This is a genomic window from Candidatus Kinetoplastibacterium blastocrithidii (ex Strigomonas culicis), from assembly GCF_000319245.1.
GTDB classification, from domain to species: domain Bacteria; phylum Pseudomonadota; class Gammaproteobacteria; order Burkholderiales; family Burkholderiaceae_B; genus Kinetoplastidibacterium; species Kinetoplastidibacterium blastocrithidiae.
On record NC_019814.1, the window covers coordinates 106,794 to 127,667 of the forward strand.

The 20,874-nt window shown below is 31.4% G+C and carries 17 protein-coding genes; 7 read left to right on the forward strand and 10 right to left on the reverse strand.

Annotation, left to right across the window (positions count from 1 at the left end):
• The first annotated feature begins 14 nt into the window (after positions 1-14).
• Positions 15-1,346, forward strand: coding sequence for an ATP-dependent protease ATPase subunit HslU (gene hslU, locus CKBE_RS00525; protein WP_015237662.1), 1,332 nt, complete (start codon positions 15-17; stop codon positions 1,344-1,346).
• A 67-nt stretch (positions 1,347-1,413) separates the two neighbouring features.
• Here the strand turns inward: hslU and CKBE_RS00530 are convergent, their stop codons facing one another.
• The 3 genes from CKBE_RS00530 to CKBE_RS00540 all read right to left on the reverse strand — a co-directional run bounded on the left by CKBE_RS00530 (position 1,414) and on the right by CKBE_RS00540 (position 3,705).
• A complete protein-coding gene (locus tag CKBE_RS00530; protein WP_015237663.1) occupies positions 1,414-1,683 on the reverse strand; it encodes a DUF493 domain-containing protein in 270 nt (89 codons plus the stop codon).
• Positions 1,684-1,695: 12 nt separating this feature from the next.
• The gene (locus tag CKBE_RS00535) at positions 1,696-2,949 is read right to left on the reverse strand and encodes a D-alanyl-D-alanine carboxypeptidase family protein (RefSeq protein WP_015390106.1); all 1,254 of its coding nucleotides are present in this window, start codon (positions 2,947-2,949) and stop codon (positions 1,696-1,698) included.
• 93 nt (positions 2,950-3,042) lie between these two features.
• Positions 3,043-3,705 (reverse strand): alpha/beta hydrolase, encoded by a 663-nt coding sequence (locus tag CKBE_RS00540; protein ID WP_015237665.1) that lies wholly within the window; start codon positions 3,703-3,705, stop codon positions 3,043-3,045.
• A 167-nt stretch (positions 3,706-3,872) separates the two neighbouring features.
• On the opposite strand from CKBE_RS00540, the gene CKBE_RS00545 reads away from it, so the two are divergent.
• Together CKBE_RS00545 and CKBE_RS00550 are read left to right on the forward strand one after the other, a co-directional pair.
• Positions 3,873-4,676 carry a biotin--[acetyl-CoA-carboxylase] ligase gene (locus CKBE_RS00545; RefSeq protein WP_015237666.1) on the forward strand — a complete coding sequence of 268 codons (804 nt, stop codon included), beginning with the start codon at positions 3,873-3,875 and terminating at the stop codon, positions 4,674-4,676.
• Position 4,677: 1 nt separating this feature from the next.
• On the forward strand, positions 4,678-5,478 hold the full coding sequence (locus tag CKBE_RS00550; protein ID WP_015237667.1) for a type III pantothenate kinase: 801 nt from the start codon (positions 4,678-4,680) through the stop codon (positions 5,476-5,478).
• A gap of 13 nt (positions 5,479-5,491) precedes the next feature.
• Here CKBE_RS00550 and CKBE_RS00555 read toward each other — a convergent pair whose 3' ends face one another.
• The 3 genes from CKBE_RS00555 to CKBE_RS00565 form a co-directional block, all read right to left on the reverse strand.
• Positions 5,492-6,712, reverse strand: coding sequence for a 3-deoxy-D-manno-octulosonic acid transferase (locus CKBE_RS00555; protein ID WP_225968683.1), 1,221 nt, complete (start codon positions 6,710-6,712; stop codon positions 5,492-5,494).
• 541 nt (positions 6,713-7,253) lie between these two features.
• Positions 7,254-9,029, reverse strand: coding sequence for an aspartate--tRNA ligase (gene aspS, locus CKBE_RS00560; RefSeq protein WP_015237669.1), 1,776 nt, complete (start codon positions 9,027-9,029; stop codon positions 7,254-7,256).
• 76 nt (positions 9,030-9,105) lie between these two features.
• Positions 9,106-9,699 (reverse strand): DUF502 domain-containing protein, encoded by a 594-nt coding sequence (locus CKBE_RS00565; RefSeq protein WP_015237670.1) that lies wholly within the window; start codon positions 9,697-9,699, stop codon positions 9,106-9,108.
• Positions 9,700-10,213: 514 nt separating this feature from the next.
• Between CKBE_RS00565 and CKBE_RS00570 the strand changes: the two genes are divergently transcribed.
• Entirely contained in the window at positions 10,214-11,419 is a 1,206-nt protein-coding gene (locus CKBE_RS00570) for an aminotransferase-like domain-containing protein (RefSeq protein WP_015237671.1), read from the forward strand.
• A gap of 5 nt (positions 11,420-11,424) precedes the next feature.
• Positions 11,425-12,342, forward strand: a complete 918-nt coding sequence (ubiA, locus tag CKBE_RS00575; RefSeq protein WP_015237672.1) for a 4-hydroxybenzoate octaprenyltransferase — start codon at positions 11,425-11,427, stop codon at positions 12,340-12,342.
• A 6-nt stretch (positions 12,343-12,348) separates the two neighbouring features.
• Here the strand turns inward: ubiA and panB are convergent, their stop codons facing one another.
• Together panB and ssb are read right to left on the reverse strand one after the other, a co-directional pair.
• A complete protein-coding gene (gene panB / locus CKBE_RS00580) occupies positions 12,349-13,167 on the reverse strand; it encodes a 3-methyl-2-oxobutanoate hydroxymethyltransferase (protein ID WP_015237673.1) in 819 nt (272 codons plus the stop codon).
• A gap of 60 nt (positions 13,168-13,227) precedes the next feature.
• A complete protein-coding gene (gene ssb / locus CKBE_RS00585; RefSeq protein ID WP_015237674.1) occupies positions 13,228-13,665 on the reverse strand; it encodes a single-stranded DNA-binding protein in 438 nt (145 codons plus the stop codon).
• Positions 13,666-13,842: 177 nt separating this feature from the next.
• Between ssb and uvrA the strand changes: the two genes are divergently transcribed.
• Positions 13,843-16,623, forward strand: a complete 2,781-nt coding sequence (gene uvrA, locus CKBE_RS00590; RefSeq protein WP_015237675.1) for an excinuclease ABC subunit UvrA — start codon at positions 13,843-13,845, stop codon at positions 16,621-16,623.
• A 132-nt stretch (positions 16,624-16,755) separates the two neighbouring features.
• On the opposite strand, the gene aroB is transcribed toward uvrA, so the two are convergent.
• Complete coding sequence (gene aroB / locus CKBE_RS00595) at positions 16,756-17,841, reverse strand: 3-dehydroquinate synthase (protein WP_015390109.1); 1,086 nt, start codon at positions 17,839-17,841, stop codon at positions 16,756-16,758.
• The gene (locus tag CKBE_RS00600) at positions 17,838-18,473 is read right to left on the reverse strand and encodes a shikimate kinase (protein ID WP_015237677.1); all 636 of its coding nucleotides are present in this window, start codon (positions 18,471-18,473) and stop codon (positions 17,838-17,840) included. Before CKBE_RS00600 ends, aroB begins: the two co-directional genes overlap by 4 nt.
• Positions 18,474-18,574: 101 nt before the next feature.
• Between CKBE_RS00600 and CKBE_RS00605 the strand changes: the two genes are divergently transcribed.
• Positions 18,575-20,872, forward strand: coding sequence for a penicillin-binding protein 1A (locus CKBE_RS00605; protein WP_015390110.1), 2,298 nt, complete (start codon positions 18,575-18,577; stop codon positions 20,870-20,872).
• Positions 20,873-20,874: the final 2 nt, after the last annotated feature.

Genomic DNA, 20,874 nt, shown 5'->3' on the forward strand with positions numbered 1-20,874 from the left:
GAAGGAATTAAGACATGTCAGCTTCAAGTATGACACCAAGAGAAATAGTTCTTGAACTGGACAAGTATATTGTTGGACAGAATCGCGCCAAAAAATCTGTAGCGATAGCATTAAGGAATCGTTGGCGAAGACAACAAGTACCAGAGAACTTGCGTCAAGAGATATATCCAAAAAATATTTTGATGATAGGACCAACTGGTGTTGGCAAAACTGAAATAGCACGCAGATTAGCAAAATTGGTTAATGCCCCTTTCATTAAGATAGAAGCTACTAAATTTACCGAGGTTGGATATGTAGGTAGAGATGTAGATACTATAATTAGAGACTTAGTAGAACATTCTATAAAACAAACTAGAGAAATAGAAATACTATCGATCAGATCTCAGGCTGAAGATTCTGCTGAGAATCGTATCCTAGATATACTAATCCCTAATTCCAGATTAGATGAAGAATCAGATCAAATTAATGAAAATAATACAAGACAAACATTTAGGAAACGTTTGAGAGAAGGAAGACTAGATAATCTAGAAATAGAAATAGAAGTTAACGCTACAACACCACAATTCGATATAATGACTCCTCCAGGCATGGAAGAAATAGCAGATCAATTAAAAAATGTTTTTGCTGGAATTGCTAGTGAAAAGAAAAAACAAAAAAAAGTAAAAATAAAAGAAGCTTTTAAGATTTTTGTAGAAGAGGAGTCTTCAAAAAGAATTAATGAAGATGATATAAGATTTAATGCTATAAGAAATGTAGAGCAAAATGGGATTGTATTCCTAGATGAGATAGATAAAATTGCAACAAGGAATAGATCTGACAATGCAGAAGTTTCTAGACTTGGCGTTCAAAGAGATTTGCTTCCTCTAGTTGAAGGAACGGCTGTAAATACTAGATATGGCATAGTAAAAACTGATCATATCTTGTTTATTGCATCAGGAGCATTCCATTTATCAAGACCATCAGATCTTATACCAGAATTACAGGGACGATTTCCAATAAGAGTAGAACTGAATTCCTTATCTATAGAGGACTTTTCCCATATACTATGTGATACAAATGTATCTCTTACTAAACAATATTCGGCTTTAATGGAAACAGAGAATGTAAAACTTGATTTTCAAAAAGATGGGATAATTAAAATAGCAGAACTAGCATCTTCTGTTAATGAGCGAACAGAAGATATAGGAGCTAGACGACTATATACCTTAATGGAGAAACTTCTAGAAGAACTGTCTTTTGATGCTTCTAGTTCCAGCGGAAAAACTATAGCAATTGATTCGGCCTATGTTGAACAACAATTAAAGGAAATAGTACTAAATCAGGACTTGTCTAGGTATATTTTATAAAAAAAACAGAAAGTGATAATGTATTGTACGATCATTATCACTTTTAACTATACAATAATCTATAAAATCACAAAATGAAAAACACTTTAGGAGATGCGTATAACAATTTATATATATTATCAAAATGATCTCTAGATACAACATTAACATTTAAGGTCAAACTAACATATTTCCCAGACTTGCTTATAATTAAATTGTCATGTGAATAATCTATGTTGATATCAGAAGAGTTTAATATACTAAATATATCATCAGCAAATCCAGGATCATTCTTCCCAATAATTTTAACTGGAAAATTATTGGGATAAATATCACTTATTGATTCATATGTAGTCATAAATAAACTTAACTAATTTCCAAACCAGCGTCTTATCATATCTTTAACTCTTCCAAATAAACCAGCTCTATTAACACTATTCTGTATTCTTAGGTTGATGGTTTTTAATATTTGATTGTCTAAACTAAATTGCAAGACCCCAACAATCTGATCCTTATACAACGGAGCGATTAATGGCTCAATCCTCTCCATTACCAATTTTACATCTCCTGCTCTACCTCTAGGAACAGATAACCACAACTGATCTCTTGGTCTAAGATTGGTTTTTTCAGATACTCCTTCCCAAACTCTAGCCTCTAATGATCTTGAATCTTTATCTTCAAACATAGCTATAGTATCAAAATTCTGAAATCCCCAGTTTAAAAGCCTTAAACTTTCTTCAGTTCTTATAGCTTCATTGTTAGCACCCAATAATACTGCTAGTATACGGCGATCTCCCCTCAGCGCTGTAGAAACAAGGCAGTATCCAGCCGTATCTGTATGTCCAGTTTTTAAACCATCTACAGATGAATCAGACCATAATAAACGATTACGATTTGTCTGAGTTATACCATTATAAGTAAATTCTTTTTGTTTATAATAATGTAAGAAAGATTCATGCTTTTTTAAAAAATTTATTGATAATAAAGCAAGATCACGAGCAGTGGTCAAATGACATGGATCAGGTAAGCCAGTAACATTAGTGAAATTACTGCTATTCATGCCAATTTTTTTTGCTTCACGATTCATTAAATAAACAAATGAATCCTCGTCCCCGCTCATAGACTCAGCTAAAGCAATAGAGGCATCATTACCTGATTGTACAATCATGCCCTGTAATAAATCATTAATGGAGACTTTTTTATTTGGTTCTAGAAACATTCTAGAACCAACAGTTCTCCAAGCTTTCTCAGATACAACAACATTATGATCTATATCTAAACGCTTATCTTCTATCGCTCCAAATATCAAATAAGCCGTCATGATTTTTGTTAAAGAAGCAGGCTCAACTTTCAAGTCTGGGTTAGAAGAGGCAAGTACTTGTTCACTATTCACATCTATAATGATCCATGACCTAGAAGATATCTTTGGTTTAGGTAAAAATGAAACATTACTAACAGGAATTGATAATTTATCAGCATCTTTATAAATTGATAAAATGCTATCTACCTTATCATTATCTGATCTTACAGACAAATATGAGCTCATTAAAATTATTAAAGAGACTGATAAAATAAGTCTTGAAATGAAACTTAACAGATATTTAATTTTTAAAAACATATTCATCAGTTAATATGAGATTTAATAAGTTACACCTATAAAGTACATTTATGCACCCGATAAGCATCTAACAAAAACAATGTTGAAATTATAAAATAATCAGCAAGAAGACGACACATTAATACTTAGGTAAGATGCTACTATTCGTCGTAATATTAACAACCTTCCATGAAAAAAATGAGTACAAGATGGGATCATAACAATAGGCAAAGATTTTGGTCTAATCCATTCTAATAACTCATCAAAAGGCACTACTTCATCATCTTCCCCATGAATTATTAAACTATTATCCGGCAAAGAAACTTTTTTAAACTCAAAACGATGTACGGCAGATCCGATAAGGATTAAAGATTTATATAAACTGTATTTATTATTGTGCAATAGGGAAGAATATACTTGTGCCGCCACAGCAGAACCAAAGGAAAAGCCAGCCAACATTATAGGCAATTTTGATAGTTCTGGATAAATCAAGTGTATCTGTGACAACAAATAAAGCATATCTTCTGTCTCCCCAATGGCATTATCAAAAGCACCATCAGACTTACCAACACCTCTAAAATTTGGTCGTACAGAAACCAACCCTCTATCAGAGCACTCGCTTGCAACAGTTGTCACTATCTTATTATCGCGAGAACCACCATATAATGGATGAGGGTGTAATACAAGAGCCAACCCAAGGATCTCTCCTAACGGCCACTCTATAGCACAGTCTATATTTCTAGACTTGCCGCCAAAACAAATTTTTTCAAATCTTGAGCCCATAAGAATAACAAAAAATATCAATATCTAAGTTGAGCATTATATATCAATGAACATAAAATATCTTATAATAATAATCGCAAATGGACAATTAATTTTATATTTTAAATTTCTATATAACATGTGTTATATAGAAATAATACTATATTAAGCAAGGTTACAATTTATATATGCTAGAAAGCTACAAAAATCTTACTGCTGATGGCATAGTCGAGAAATTAAAAAAATATCTTACAAGTTTCAAAAAAATATCTTGGAAAGAATCAACAGGGTCTACTAATTCGGACTTAATTTCTCTTATAAAAAATAATAGTGTTACAATACCATGTCTATTAGGGGCAAATCACCAATATAATGGCAGAGGAAGAAATGGTAAAACCTGGGTAGATGACTTTAAATCAACGCTAATGTTTTCTTGTGCTTTTAATTTTCATGAATCTAATATAGACTTAAGCATGCTACCTATCATTATAGGAATGGCTACATGTGAATCTTTGCAAGAACTATCTCATACGAGAGAAATAGGTCTAAAATGGCCAAATGATATATACTGGAGAAATAAAAAACTGTCTGGTATTTTGATAGAAATCATTAAAAATAATAATATAGTTATAGGGATAGGAATAAATATAGATAATACAGATAAATTATCAGGAAGAATAGATAGAGAAATAACTAGCTGGAAACAAATTATTAATAGTTATTTATCTATCAATGATTTTATAGATATAATACGTTCATTATCTTTATCTTGGCTAAAATCTATAAAATTGTTAGAAACATGTGAATCATCATCAATTATTAAACAATTTCATAAAGTAGACGTTTTATACGGCATACCTGTTACAATTGAAAATCATGATACCAAAATACATGGTATCGCTTGTGGGATAAATCATAAAGGATGTCTAGTTGTAAAAACAGCTACTGACACTCATATTGCACATATTGGCAACGTCTCTGTTAAATTTTAATATGATACTTTTAATCGACTCTGGTAATAGCAGAATAAAAATAGGCTGGTCATTAAATAAGAATGGATGCATCCATAGAGAACCACATGTAAAAATATTTGATAATTTAAATATAAGGTCTCTTGGTCAGTGGCTATCTTGCTTGCCAAAAAAACCAAATCATGCTTTAGGAGTTAATGTAGCTGGAAAGCATCGTGAAAATGTAATAGAAAATGAACTAAATAATATTAACTGTAAAATTGAATGGATAGTTGCTCAAACAAGAACATCTATACTAATAAACGAGTATAAAAATCCTAATCAATTAGGAGCAGATAGATGGGCAGCAATGCTAGGAATAGTGGAGAAACAGAAGAAAATTCACCCCCCACTAATTGTAGCAAGCTTCGGAACAACAACTACGATAGACATAATAAGCCCCAATAATATTTTTATAGGAGGTATAATTCTTCCTGGATCTTTCATGATGAGACAATCGCTAACAAACGGAACAGCAAATCTACCAATGTCTAGCGGAGAATCAATTGATTTGCCATTAGATACTATTAACTCTATAAATTCAGGAGTTTCCTCAGCACAATCTGGTGCATTAGCACGGCAATGTATAATAACATTTAAGAAATATAATGAATTCCCAATAATATATGTAACCGGTGGGTTATGGCTAGAACTAGAAAAAGAAACTAGACAATTAATTAATGAGATAGCGTTTAAAAGCAGAAGCGAAAAAAAAACAGAAATAATATATGAAAATAGACCAGTACTAGATGGATTAGCTATCATTTCTAGAAATTATAACTAACTAATAAAATATTTTACAAAAAAACTTCTATCTCCCTAATCACTCTATCAATAGAGCCTCTATGCGAATTTATCCACGACTTAGCGGATTCTCTCATTAGAGAAACTTTATTTGAATCTTCTAATAAGTATTTCGCCATATTTATTGCCTCTTTAACATTAATCGCCCTTAATATAACACCAAATTCTTCTGCATCCACAGATAAATCTTGAAAATTAAAAGTATGAGGACCTACAATTACAGGAATATTGGCAAAACACGCCTCTATAAAATTATGACCACCTAGTGGAGCAAAACTACCAGCAACTATAGAGACATCTGTCATCCCGTAGTAAAAAAACATCTCGCCCATAGAATCCCCTAATATAACACTAATATTATTAAGTGATCGGCCATCAGATATAGATGATTTTCTTTCAAATGTTATATTCTCTTTTTTTAAGTAATCGGCAATAATATCAAACCTTTCTTCATGACGAGGCACTATCAGAAATATAATTTCATCCTTTCTGCATTGCTTTATATGCTCTATAAATATAGACTCTTCATTTTCTCTTATACTAGCTATAAGAACTATAGATTTTTTTATATTTTTTTTAAATTCTGCTCCTTTTTGTATTTGGTATTTAGGAACAGATATATCAAATTTAATATTACCAGTAACTATAGGTGATAAGGCTCCTGCTTTTTTTAACAAATAAGCATCTGAAATTGTTTGAGCCATAACTAAAGTTATATTCTCTAAAGATAAAGGAACTATTAACCTAAATCTCATCATGGTTGTAAAAGATCTCTTGGATAACCTGGCATTAACTAAAACAATAGGTACTTTGTATTTATGTGTGTAATATAATAGGTTTGGCCAAATTTCTCTTTCTATTATGATGCAAAGACTAGGCTCATAGTACCTTAAGAATCTTTGAACAGAGCCAGGAAAATCATATGGTAAAAATACCAACATTATCCTCTTAGACATTGTCTCATTGCAGAATAATCTTTGTCCTTCTTCTTTAAAACTATAAGTGTTACCTGTTATTAGAATCAATAATCCTCTGTCTAAGAGATGTCTAATCAGTGGATAGGAAGCTTTCAGTTCACCAATACTAGCAGCATGAATCCAGGCAATCTTACCTTTTTTACACTGATGGATATTGATTTTATTTTCATTATAAAAGCCAAATCTCTCGGCGTAGAAAATAGTTTTCCTTGTTTTTTTATCACGAATGTAAAACAATACATATAACCAGACAAATGGGGCAAATAAGTACAATAGCAATGTATATAAAACATATATCATAAGAACAAAATAATACCTAAATTACGTCATGATCAATTGTAGTGTCTACAAGAACAAGATAATAAATTAAATCAGAAATATATAACAGCTAATCTAATACTGACTTCACTAAGATAAAGTATGTACTACACAATGGCTAGCAGTATTATCAGAAAACTGTATATAAAAAATAGCAATATATAGAACTATATTTTACTGTTCTTATATGATCAATAAATACACCTATAATTCAACCTTAAACAACACTTGTCTTGGCTAATAATTGCTATTGAGGATTAGTGTATATTCATAAAATTATGTTATTTGCATAAGTATCATACATTCATTCAATCCTATTACACTAAAAACCTCAAATATTATTGTCCGTAAATAATCTAAACAAGCGACTTAAATATAAGATAGAAAAAGCTCACTAAAAACATAAAAAATAACTTATAAATACTATGGATTATATCAAAATCAGTTATTACTAATTGCATTACCTCAGTTTAACATGTAACTCCTTTAACTGATCATCATTAACAATAGATGGTGCTTCGGTTAATAAACATTGAGCCCTCTGAGTTTTAGGAAATGCTATAACATCTCTTATAGATTCAGAATTTGTTAAAAGAGCAACAATCCTATCAAGACCGAAAGCTATACCACCATGAGGAGGAGCTCCATATCTTAAAGCATCTAGAAGAAAACCAAACTGCTCTCTTGACTCTTTTTCATTAATACCAAGAACCTTAAATATTTTCTCTTGCAAAATATTGTTAGATATTCTTATAGAACCACCTCCTATTTCCCATCCATTTAATACAATATCATAAGCTTTAGAGACAACTTTATCATACTCTCCATTATCAATAAAAATATCATGACCATCTTTTATACTTGTAAAAGGATGATGCACGGCAGAATATCTATTATTCTGCTCATCAAATTCAAACATAGGAAAATCAATCACCCACAATGGTTTCCATCCCTCTGAAAACAAACCTGTAGCCTTTCCAAACTCACTACTACCTATCTTTATTCGTAAGGATCCAAGCGCATCATTCACTATTTTATTTTTATCTGCCACGAAGAATACAATGTCTCCATCTGTTAATTTAATACGCTCAATTAATTTTAATAAAATTGAATCATCTATATTTTTTAATATTGGAGATTGCAATCCATCACGACCATCACTTACTTTATTAACCTTTATATATGCCAATCCTTTAGCGCCATAAATTCCTACAAATTTAGTATAATCATCTATCTCTTTTCTAGAAAAATTAACACCGCATGGTACTCTTAATGCAGCTACACGACTATCAGAACTAGTTGCTGCATTAGAAAAAATCTTTAGATCAGAATTTTCTACCACATCACTAACATCTATAAGCTTCAAATTTATTCTAAGATCTGGCTTATCAGAACCATAATTATATACCGCCTCTTTCCAAGAAATTACAGGAAAAGTTTCTGATAAATTAATATCTTTAACTCTCTTAAAAATAAATTTAATCATATCTTCAAAGATGCAACGTATATCCTTCTCTTCTAGAAATGATAACTCACAATCAATCTGTGTAAACTCTGGTTGCCTATCTGATCTAAGATCCTCATCGCGGAAACATTTTGTAATCTGATAATATCTATCAAAACCAGAAATCATTAACATTTGCTTAAATAGCTGTGGAGATTGAGGCAAAGCAAAGAAATGTCCCGCATTTACACGAGAAGGAACTAAATAATCACGCGCTCCTTCTGGAGTACTCTTTGTTAATGTAGGAGTTTCTATTTCAATAAAGCCCATTTTATCTAAGAAACAGCGTGCAGCCGAAGAAACACTATACCTAGTCATCAAATTTTTTTGCATCTTAGCTCTGCGCAAATCTAACACACGATTAAATAATCTTGTATTTTCTGACAAATTTGTATCTTCCAACTGAAATGGTAGTGCAACTGCTGTATTGAATACTGTAATTTCATCACATAAAACCTCTAGATTTCCGGTAGGCATGTCTATATTCACTGTTCCTTCTGGACGCAATTGAACTATACCCGTAATACCTATACAGAATTCATTACGAAGCATTTCTGAATCACTAAATACCTTTTTATCAGGGCTAAAAACAATTTGTATCAGACCTGTTCGATCACGTAAATCTATAAAAACTACACCACCATGATCACGACGACGATGAACCCATCCATAAAGAGTAACTTTCTGGCCTAAATTTTTATTACAAACCTGTCCGACATAGCAGGTACGCATTGGAACAACTCCATTTGATGATAACTAAAAGTGTACTATACCACTAACTAATATCTTAAATAATAATCTTTAAATATTATTTAATCTTATAAGTTGACACAACACCCATTGAAACAATATATTTCAGAGCAGTGTCTACATTCATATCCAAGGATTTAATAGAATCTTTTCTTACTATTAAAAAAAACCCTGATGTTGGATTTGGAGCAGTAGGAACATAGACACTAACATAGTTATCATATGGCAAACAAGATATTATATTGTTTCCTGGAGAACCTGTAATGAAAGCCACCGTCCAACATTCATTTCGAGGATACTCAATCAATACAGCTTGTCTAAAAGATTGGCTATCTGTCGATAGAACTGTATCACTAACCTGCTTAACAGAATTATATATAGAACGAACCAATGGTATTTTCCCTAAAATAGTATTCCAATAACCCAACAAAGTACGTCCTATTAGATTGGCGGTCAACACACCACTTGTCCATATAACGACTACAACCAGAACCAACTGGAATCCAGGTATATAATGACCAAATAAAGACTTTGAAGATAAACACTCGGGGACAGAAGCTTCCAGTATGCTAACTAACAATCCTAATACCCATAGAGTTATAATTATTGGAACCCATACTAACAAACCAGTAATGAAATATTTCTTAAACATTTTTATCACTTTTAAAACATTACTAAGACAAAAACTCAGTGGTTAAAACTGAAATTTTAAGAAGATGAAGAAGAAACTGAAACTACAAAACTTTAAGTAATATCTAAGATTCTAAAACAAATATTCTCCTAATAATTACTATATTTCATGAAAAATAATAACGAGATTAAATTACAATAGTCTAGTTTATAAATTTAGAAAATTATCAACACTCTGATGAATTAATCAATATTATAATTTTTAATTGTTTAGATTTCACACAATAAGATCACAATCATCAATTAAACATGGAATTTCATTCATACAAAACATATAATATAAACTATAAATAATTTTATGTGATAAGTATTTATAGTTTCTTACAAGAAAAAACTAAAAATCAGAAAACACTACATGATAGTGAACCCAATGCGGAATGACACTATGTCATATGTTTAGCATATAACATAAAAATATTATAATGTTATATGCTGTGTCTAAATTATAATTTTTTAAATCTATATGAGAATCATATATGGATAAATCAATAGAACAAGAATTTCATTTTTCGAAACGTTCTCAACAATTAAAAAGCTCTGCTATTCGTGAAATACTTAAAGTTACAGAAAGAGCAGAAATAATTTCATTTGCAGGTGGATTGCCAGCTCCTAGCGGATTCCCTGTAGATGTGATAAGAGCAGCGATTGATAAAGTATTACGAGATAATGGTAAAGTAGCACTTCAATATGGAACAACAGAGGGTTTTGCACCATTACGTAGCTGGATTTCTGAGGAGATGAATAAAAAAGGAGCAAATATAACTAGTGATCAAGTATTAATGGTGTCTGGATCACAACAAGCTTTAGATCTAATAAGCAAAGTAATGGTTGATGAGGGAGATAAAATACTTGTTGAAAATCCAAGCTACCTAGGGGCTTTACAAGCCTTCAGTGTTTATCAGCCTAATTATATACCTGTATTAACTGATGACGGTGGTCTTGTCCCAGAGTCCATAACATCTCAGGTTGCTAAAAATGCACGTTTTATATATGCATTGCCTAATTTCCAGAATCCTACTGGACGTACATTAAATTTAGAAAGGCGTGAGAAATTAGTTAGTATAATGGCTAATCTAAATATTCCTATCATAGAAGATGATCCATACGGTGAACTAATATATGAAGGGACACCAAAACCAAGCCTACTTTCATTGTCAAGTAACCTTGGAGGCACTATTATAAGATTAGGGACCTTTTCCAAAGTACTAGCACCAGGTTTAAGATTGGGTTATGTTGTTGCTCCAACAAGTATAATCAGAAAACTTATACAAGCAAAGCAAGCAGCTGATCTTCATACTTGTACTCTAGCTCAGATGGCTGTGTATGAGGTGGTTAAGGACGGGTTTCTTGATAAGCATTTACCCAATGTAAGAAATATCTATAAAACTCAAGGTAGTTGTATGCTTGACGCTATCCAAAAAGAGTTCCCAGCCGAAACAAAATGGACAAAACCAGAAGGCGGTATGTTTTTATGGATAACTTTGCCAGAATATATTGACAGCACAGAACTTCTTAAGAAAGCTCTAAAGAGAGACGTAGCTTTTGTAACTGGCAAGCCTTTTTATATTGCTCCTGGCTATGGCCAGAACAACACTATACGTCTAAGTTTTGCAACTGTGCCAGAAGAAAAAATAAGACAAGGAATTTCTATTCTAGGACAATTAATAAAAGAGAATCTATAAATAGAATGAAAAACGACAAAAATCTTAATGATATTAATTTTAATAATTTCCTAAATACTATCTTACCAAGTAGCTGGATTCCTTTCATTATGCTTTGTCGTTTAGATAGACCTATAGGTATATGGCTAACTATACTACCATGCTTTAGCGCTCTTATAATATGCTCTGAAGGAATACCGACTATCGGTAATATTTTTATTTTTTCCATAGGAGCAATATTAATGAGAAGTATCGGTTGTATATTTAATGATATTTGCGATCAAGAATTTGATAAAAAAGTAAGCCGGACATGTTTTAGACCACTGGCTACTGGCAGCATAACCTCAAAAAAAGCTATTATATTCCTTTTAATACAATTAATGCTATGCTCCTTATTATTGTTATTTCTAAACTCTACTAGTAAATTTTTGAGCATAATATTAATTCCTATAGTTCTAATGTATCCCATATGTAAGAGATTTACTTATTGGCCACAAATTATTCTGGGGATATGCTTTAATTGGGGAATACTAATAGCCTGGTCAGAAGTAAACAACTCTATTACTATCGACGCATTTCTGTTATGGATCGGAGCAATATCTTGGCAAGTTGGTTACGATACTATATATGCATATGTAGATGCAGATTACGACAAGAAAATAGGATTAAAATCCACAGCAATATTATTTTCAGAAAATGGAAAATTTTTTATAACCATATTCTACCTATTTTCATTAATATTATGGACTCTAGCCGGATACAATCTAAAACTGCATTTTAGCTACTATATTGGGATAACAATCATTTTTTTCCATTTTATATGGCAAATAAAAAATTTCCAACCACAAAGCCAAAAAAGAAACTTCTATTTGTTTCTTCAAAACGTATGGGTTGGAATATTACTAGTATCATGCTCGCTTACAGGAACTATCTTTCTAAAATAGAAATTATTAATTTTTAGAGAAAAAATAATTTTCTTTATTAGGAAATATACCAGAACGAACCTCCTCAGCATAATATTTAGCTGCATGTTGTATATCTTTTCCTAGGCTAGCATAAGTTTTTACAAATTTTAGGGAAGCATCTGGATTCATACCTAATATATCATCCACTACAAGAACTTGACCATCACAGTCAGATGAGGCCCCTATTCCAATTACAGGAATATTTACTGCTTCTGTTACCTTTCTCCCTATAACCTCAGCAACACACTCTAATACTATAGCAAACGCTCCGGACTGCTCTAAAGCAATAGCTTCTGATACAATGTTATCAACAATATGTTGATCAGGCCCCAGCGCCTTAAATCCCCCAGAAATATTAAATTTCTGAGGCATTAATCCTATGTGACCCATAACTGGTATGCCCCTTTTATGGAGAAAATGAATTGTTTCTACCATCTCTTCTCCACCCTCAAGCTTTATACCACTGGCTTTTGTCTCTGACAAAATACGAGCTGCATTTCTAAATGCTTGCGACTTTGACTCTTGGTAAGTACCAAATGGCATATCCACAATAATACAGGCCTGCTTAGAACTTCTAGTAACAGCAGCTCCATGAGCTATCATCATATCTAATGTTACTGACAGTGTATCATGGAAACCATAAATAACCATTCCCAATGAATCACCAACTAATATAACATCAACATATGGGTCAATATGATTAGCTACTGGAGAAGTATATGCTGTTAACATCACTAACTTTCTTATACCTTTAGATTCTTTAATAAAAGGTATATTTTTACGATTTTGTTGAATAGTAGTCATATTTAATGTTTTCTTATAAATTATATATCGACATTTTAGTCAAAATTATATTAGCTGCAACTAAAAAGGAATATCATCTTCCATTTCAGAAATACTCATGGTATTCCTCTCGTTGTTTAAAGTATACGATCCTTTATCAGAAGATTCACTGACAGCTGTATCCTTGTTGCCTAACATTTGCATCTGATCACCAACTATCTCAGTGATATATCTATCAGATCCGGTATCTTTATCCTGCCATTTTCTTGTCTTAAGTCTTCCTTCTAAATAAACTGGCCTTCCTTTTTTTAGAAATTCTCCTGCAATCTCTGCTAAACGGTTATATAGAACAACTCTATGCCATTCAGTCTCCTCCTTTCTATCACCACTACTCCTGTCTTTCCACTGAGATGTGGTAGCTATAGACAAGTTACAAATCGCAGAACCTTCAGGGGTATATCTCAACTCAGGATCGCGTCCTAAATTTCCTAAAAGTATGACTTTATTAACAGATGCCACTATAATCACTCCAGATTATTAATAAAATTTGCTTCCAAATATTAAATTAAAAAAAATTGTTTATATTACTAAGCTCAATAAATAATTTAAGAACAAAACATCCAATCTTAACAGATGAAATATACTTATGTTTTATATAAGTAGAATACAATATTTCCTTTAATTAAAAATTTTATAATGAGTTATATTCATATACAAGGTGCTCGCACTAATAATTTAAAAAATATACACATTGACATACCACACCATAAATTAGTAGTTGTCACTGGAGTATCTGGATCTGGAAAATCTTCACTAGTATTTGACACAATATACTCTGAAAGTCAAAGAAAATACATAGAGAGCCTGTCACCTAGCTTTAGACAATTTGTACATATGCTAATACAGCCCGATATTGATTTAATAGATGGATTATCCCCTACTATTGCAATAAAACAAAAATCAAATTATAAAAACACAAGAAATACTGTTGGAACAATAACAGAAATATACGATTACATAAGACTACTATTCGCAAAAATTGGCACACCTTTTTGTCCAGAGCATAATGAACCTTTGTTAATTAAAAATATTAGTCAAATGACTGACTGGGCTATGTCTATAACAACAAATAACGATATATTAATATTATCTCCAATCAAGAAGAATGAGTATGTATCATTAGAAACAATATGTAAAAATTTATTATCACAAGGATTCTTGAGGATATATATAGAAAATCAAGTTATAGAAATAGATGAAGCAATAAATACTAAGGAATTAAATAACATTGACAAAATAGCAGTAGTTATAGATAGACTAAAAATTAAAGAAAAAAACAAAGATCGCCTATCTTCTAGTTTCGATACAGCAGCTAAAATAGGTAGGGGACATGTCTTAGTAAAAAATTTAGATAATGGGAATGAAAAGACTTTCTCGACAGTGCACTCATGCCCTATTTGTAATTATCAGATAAATACACTTGAACCGAGTATGTTTAACTTCAACAGTAGCAGAGGATGCTGTAAACAATGTAATGGACTTGGTACAGAATATTATTTTGATAAATCCACAATTATTAATAATAATTTATTATCAGAAATACTAGAAATATATTCTCTAAACAATAACATTACTCTAGAAAAAATATCAGAAATGTACTGTTTAAATTATGATGAATCATTTGACTCTATTGATATAAACAAAAAAAATTTAATACTAAGTGAAATAGCAATACATCGTGATTTACGTGAAGATACAAATAATATACCCAAAGGGATAATTAATTTTCTAGAAGATTTAGCTAAAAAAAGTAATTCAAAACATTTAAAAACATTATTAAAAAAATATCAAAATATAAGACCTTGTGCAGCATGCAATGGTACTAAACTATGCTTAGAAGCTAGGAATGTTTTATTGTGCAACAATAAAAGAACAAATAAAAAAAACAATAGTATTTCAATAACTGAAATTGAATCAATGCCTATAGAAGATTGCTTCGTGTTTTTTAAAAAATTCAAAAAACATGAAAATATAACATCTGAACCCATATTGAAGCGTATACTTCCTCGTCTGTCTTTTCTAATAAAAATGGGGCTGGGATACCTTTCTCTAGGAAGAAATATAAATACTATTTCTGGAGGAGAAGCTCAGAGAATTAAAATGTCTAGTCAAATATGCTCCGGCTTGATAGGAATCACATATATTCTAGATGAACCATCTCAAGGACTCCACAAACATGATACAAAAATACTTATAAAAGCATTAAAAAATCTCAGGGATCTAGGCAACAGTATAATTGTTATAGAGCATGACAAAGAAATTATATTATCAGCAGACTGGATTATAGATATGGGTCCAGAGGGAGGAGGAAGAGGAGGATTTATAATAGCTCAAGGAACACCAAGGCAAATAATAGATAATCCTAACTCATTAACTGGAGCATACTTAAAAAATAAAAATAAGAATAAAGTTTTTAAAAAAACTATTAACAATAAAACTAGATGGCTACAAATAGAAAAAGCAAAATTTAATAATCTTAGATCAATAGATGTGAGCATACCAATAGGATATTTAACATGTATTACTGGAGTATCTGGATCTGGAAAATCAACCCTGGTAAATGATATTATAAAATATGGAATAACAAATCATATATCTAATGATAAATACTGTACTAATAGGTATAAAGAAATACATGGGACTGAGTTTTTTGATTATCTAATACATATAAATCAGAATAGTATTGGCAATACAGCAAATAGTAATATTGCAACATACTGTGGAATCTTTACTATAATCAGAGAACTTTTTTCTAGTTCTATAGAAGCAAAGAAAAGAGGATATGCTCCAAATAGATTTAGTTTTAATATAAAAGGCGGTAGATGCGAGGTGTGTAGAGGAGCAGGTAATAGCAAAGTAGAAATGCATTTTATGCCTGATATATATGTAATTTGCGAAGAATGCAAAGGTAAAAAATATAATAGAGAAACTCTAGAGATTTACTATGGCGGACTAAATATTAGTGACATTCTCAATCTTACAATAGGAGAAGCAAAAACTTTTTTTCAAAATATACCAAAAATAATTAATAAAATAAATATACTTGCCGATCTTGGATTATCATATTTATCGCTAGGTCATAATATAAATTCATTATCTGAAGGAGAATTGCAGAGAATTAAAATTTCTATTGAGTTGTCAAAACAAACTCAAGGAAGGACATTGTATATCTTAGATGAACCCACTTCTGGACTACATGATAATGATATTAAATTATTATTAAATACAATAAGACTTCTAATTGAAAATAATAACACTGTGATAATTGTAGAACACAACATAGATATAATCAAAATGGCAGATTGGATTATAGATATAGGCCCAGAAGGAGGAATAAATGGCGGATCCATTGTAGCACAAGGAACTGTCGAGAACATAATCAAATCGAAAGCCAGCTATACTGCTAGGTATCTATAGCTAATTATAGATTGACAATGAATCCATAATATGATTATTAATAAAAAATAGTAGCATAGACATATAATCATCAAAGATTAAAAATAAAACCAAGTCTACACTACATCAATGATTCATATAATATTTTTCAAATCAGAATATAGCGGTTGCTGTTTTAGTTATCACATGCTTTATAGCGTTATGTGATACATTCTGAATAACTGCTTCTCCTATATTTTTCATTAAAACAAAACGTATCTCACCACTGTCATTTTTTTTATCTAATAACATTAATTCAATCCATCTATCAAATCCAAAATTTGGAGCATTAGATGGACATCCTATAGATTTAACCATATTTCTTATACGCGAAATATCTGACTCTCTAAATCCTATAGAATATGCTGACAATTCTGCAGCCTGCACTAAACCACAACCAACAGCCTCCCCATGTAGCCATTTACCATAACCAAGTCCAGATTCTATAGCATGCCCAAAAGTATGGCCTAGATTAAGTATAGCTCTAACATCAGATTCTTTTTCATCTTTACCAACAACATGAGATTTTAATTCACAAGAACGTTTTATTGCATACTCTATAGCAATCTTATCCAAACTAAGTAAATTATTAACATTATCCTCACACCATTCCCAAAAGCTGGAATCTAGTATAAGGCCATATTTAATTACTTCTGCTAAACCTGAAGAAATCTCTCTAGGGGCAAGAGTTGTCAAAACATCTGTATCAATTTCAACAGAAATAGGCTGATAAAATGATCCTATCATATTCTTTCCCATAGGATGATTTATAGCTGTCTTACCACCAACAGAAGAATCAACTTGTGCTAATAATGTTGTAGGAACCTGGATAAAACGAATGCCCCGCATATATACAGATGCAGCAAAGCCAGTTATATCGCCAATAACCCCACCACCTAATGCTACTAATACAGCTCTCCTGTCTAACTTAAAACTTAATAAAGAATCAAATATTTTATTCAATGTAATCCAATCTTTATATTTTTCACCATCAGGCAATTCTACATAGAAAACATTTTTACCTGTTCTTAATAATACATCTCTAACTTTCTTCCCATATAAAATACCCACAGTAGAGTTAGTGACGATAGCAATAGAAGTGACATCTTCAGGTATAATTTGATCTAAACTATCCAATCTACCTGGTTCAATATTGATTGGATATGATCCATTTGTGATATTCACATTAACTACATTCATTTAAATTTCTCGTATGTTTGTAAGATAGATACTAAATTATTAACTAAATCACTGATACTAGCATTACTAGTACTTATAATAATATCAGCAACTTCTTTGTAGATAGGTTCACGTTGTTCTAACAATTCTCTTAATATTGCGTAAGGCTTATCCGTGTTTGATAAAAGAGGCCTGTTAGAATCCAGGTTAGTCCGCTGAAATAAATCATCAAGTGATGCTTGAAAATACACTACGATCCCTCTTTTCTTTAATACATCTCTATTAGAATGAGAAAGCACAGCACCACCACCTGTTGCTAATACGGTATTAATTTCATTAGAACAATCTAATAAAACTATCTCTTCCCTCTTACGAAAACCAGATTCCCCTTCTATTTCAAATATAGTCGGTATGCTTACCCCGCAACGAGACTCAATAGCAAGATCTAAATCAATGAATTTTCTATCTAAAATGCTAGAAAGATTCCTTCCTATCGTGGTTTTACCAGATCCCATCATGCCAATTAAAAAAATTGGCGTATCATAAGGTAGACTTTCATTTACAACATTTTCAGATTCTATATTTTGATTTTTAGATTCAGGTAATATACTCTCTAGATCAACCATCTCAGATAATTTCCTTAAATTAATCATAAATGAATTATTACTTATAAATAAGAAAATTAAAACTAATTAACTATATTTTTAATATATTACTAAACAAACCGAACTGTTCAAAACCAACAATGTTTATAATGAAAGAAAGATATATATTGACAAGATTTTTGATTAATACAATTGTTATACCCATAAGCATACTTACCGTTATTATCTTTATACTTGTGTCTTTATCTTGGCGAAAACTACCAGATCTTAGTGCAATGATAGACTATAAGCCCAGAGTACCTCTACGAATCTATAGCTCAGACAATATATTAATCGGTGAATTCGGAGAAGAACGCAGGAGCGTACTCAATTTCCAAGATATACCGAACATAATGAAATTATCAATATTAGCAGCGGAAGATGATAGGTTCTACAAGCATGGCGGTATAGACTGGATTGGAATAATCAGGGCTGGATTAATAAATCTAAAAAATATGTCGAAAACTCAAGGAGCTAGCACTATAACAATGCAATTAGCTCGTAATTTTTATCTATCTTCAGAGAAAACATACTCAAGAAAATTATACGAACTAATGCTAACATTAAAAATAGAATCTGAGCTAACAAAAAACAAAATACTAGAACTATATATGAATCAAATATATCTAGGTAATAGAGCATATGGTTTTGCTGCTGCCTCATTAGTATATTTCAACAAACCATTATCAGATATTAATTTAGCGGAAGCTGCCATGTTAGCTGGAATACCTAAGGCTCCGTCAATCTATAATCCAATTTCAAATTTTAAACGAACAAAATTACGTCAGAATTACGTTCTAAAAAGGATGCTGTCTCTTGGATATATAACAAAAATTGAATATAAAGAAGCGATTGATGATGATATAAAACTTTATAATACTAATAAAAAACAACATATTTATGAAATACATGGTGAGTATGTTGCTGAACTAGTAAGACAACTGCTATTCAAAAACTTCAAGAGTGATCTATATTCTAAGGGAATAAATGTATTTACTACTATAAAATCGAAAGATCAAGACTCTGCCTATAAAGCCGTTAGAAAAGTGGTTATTGATTACACAAAAACAAAATACTATGGCCCCGAAGAACAAATAGAATTACCTGTTGAATTAGACATGTCATCAGTTTTATTTGAAACCATATTAGCAGAAATATTTGATAAATATAATGATAGTGATGAAATTTTTTCTGCATTAGTTCTATCTATGGATGATACGTATATAACAGCAATAAAAAGAGATAAAGTCATCGTAAAAATAAACAAAGAAAACAACACAATAAATAATATTGAACTATCAAAAGAAATAAAACGTGGATCAGTCATACATTTATATTTAGATAAAGGAGAGCCACGAATTATAAATATGCCGACCCTACAAGCAGCCTTTGTATCAATATCACCACAAGATGGTAGAATACTATCCCTAGTAGGAGGATTTGATTTTTATCGAGGTAATTTTAACAGAGTAACACAAGCCTGGAGACAACCTGGGTCGAGTATTAAACCATTCATATATGCATCAGCTATAGAAAAAGGAATATCTCCAGCAACACTAATTTCCGATCTTCCCCTGAATATGACAGCAGAACAAACAGGATCAAAAGCATGGAATCCAAAAAACTATGGTCATAAATATGAAAAAGATATGATTTCTATGCGAAATGGTTTATATCGATCAAAAAACATGGTCTCTATAAGGATATTACAAACAATAGGACCAGAATATGCTAGAAACTATCTAGAAAAATTTGGTTTCGATAAATCCCGTCATCCTGCTGTCATATCCCTAGCATTAGGAACAGGATCAGTAACACCTTTACAACTCACAAGTGCTTTTGGCACATTTGCTAATGAAGGACATCTTATACCTCCTTGTTTAATAGAGAAGGTAACAGATAGTTATGGAAGAACAATCATGCAACATAGCATAATTAAATCTAATAAAAGTAATCAAGCAATAGATTCACGAGTTTCATACATAATAAATGATATCCTTAAAGGAGTTGTAAAATATGGAACAGCATCCAAGGCTCGAAAAGCACTGCGACGTGATGATATAGCTGGTAAAACAGGAACAACAAATGACTCAGTAGATGCATGGTTCTCCGGATACACAAAAGATATTGTGGCAACAGCATGGGTAGGCTTCGATCAACCAAAATCTTTGGGATCACATGAAACAGGGAGCAACATAGCAATGCCTGTATGGATTAACTATATGAAAGACGTAATACAAGAAAGGCCAGAAGAGCAAGAAGAAGAAAAAATTCCAGATGGAATAATTATATATAACAATGAATTATACTTAGAAGAGTTTCCTCCAGAAATAGCCATATCAGAAATTAAACCATCAGAAGAATTCTATGATGAGGATTTAAAAGATGTTATACATAGCGAATTTTAAAA